We start from the raw sequence: 1,056 nt of genomic DNA, 5'->3' as shown, positions 1-1,056 counted from the left end.
GTCACGAGACCCCGACCGCCAGACCGCCGAAATCCAGATCCGCATCGCAATCATGAACCGCTACAACGCCCTCGGCACAGCCGAGATCAAAGCCGTCGCATGACACCACACGGGAAAGGGGCAACTCACGGCGACGCATGATTTATGCAACAGCGCCGAGCGCATGCCCCGCTTGTTTGTGATGGCGGAGGGGTTGATGGCACAGCTAGGAGAAAGTTGCCATGATCCGTTCAGGAATGTTGCGTTTGAAGGGAAGCTCCGGCTAACTACTCCAAGTTGTAGAATTGGTGACCGTAGGGCCAGCGATCTACGATGTTTTCTTGCGCAAGTTAAAAAAGCTCGCTTGCCCGAAGCTGTTTGGAATGGGTCTGATAGTCATGAAATTTTCATTCGCATATTTTAGTGCGGTAATTCCTGGTCTTGCATCCCGCAGTGGGCAGCCCTGTCAACGCGCTGCTCTGATGCCCAGACTGACGCGGTCCTGCCTCCCGGCGCTTTTGGGCTTGATGCTGTGGTTCGCGGCGGCGGTCCCTGCCCAGGCGCAATACAACAATTGTCCTGATCTCACTAACCTACCAGCAGGCGGCGTTGTCTGGTTGGACCTGTCACTTGGTCAATGCACCAACGATGAGCCCGGGCCTACTTCGGACGTGATCGGGATCGAGTACAACTCCGGCGCCCAGACATACCGTGTGGGCTACTTTTCAGCCGGCCCGCCGAGTGGCTCACCTTTCGGGACCGTCGTATTCGCAGGTATACCCCTCACCGATGGTTTTTTTTCATCCAGCGTCTCTTGCCCATCCGGTTGTAGCATTTCGGGCACCTACGGCGGGTCACCCATCAGCGCAACGGTATCCGGCACTTCGGTCGGGCCATCCGCCCCCGGCAACACCGCACCCACCGCAGATGCAGGCCTCGATCAAGCCGTTGCCTCCGCCGCCTCCGTCACGCTGGACGGCTCCGGCTCGGATGCAAACGACGCGGGCCAGACCCTGACCTATGCCTGGACCGAGACCAGCGGCACCGGCGTCAGCCTGACCGGGGCCACCACCGGCA

General features: G+C 59.7%; 1 protein-coding gene and 1 pseudogene. Both read left to right on the top strand.

The window, feature by feature from the left end; genetic code table 11:
* Positions 1–103 (top strand): annotated as a pseudogene (locus DL899_RS19250) (IS5/IS1182 family transposase); the annotation flags it as partial.
* Positions 104–461: 358 nt separating this feature from the next.
* A partial coding sequence (locus DL899_RS19785; RefSeq protein ID WP_204355382.1) for a PKD domain-containing protein occupies positions 462–1,056 on the top strand: 595 nt, incomplete at its 3' end.

Source organism: Roseovarius amoyensis, assembly GCF_003260265.1.
Taxonomy (GTDB): domain Bacteria; phylum Pseudomonadota; class Alphaproteobacteria; order Rhodobacterales; family Rhodobacteraceae; genus Roseovarius; species Roseovarius amoyensis.
This window is presented reverse-complemented; position numbering and strand designations above follow the sequence as displayed.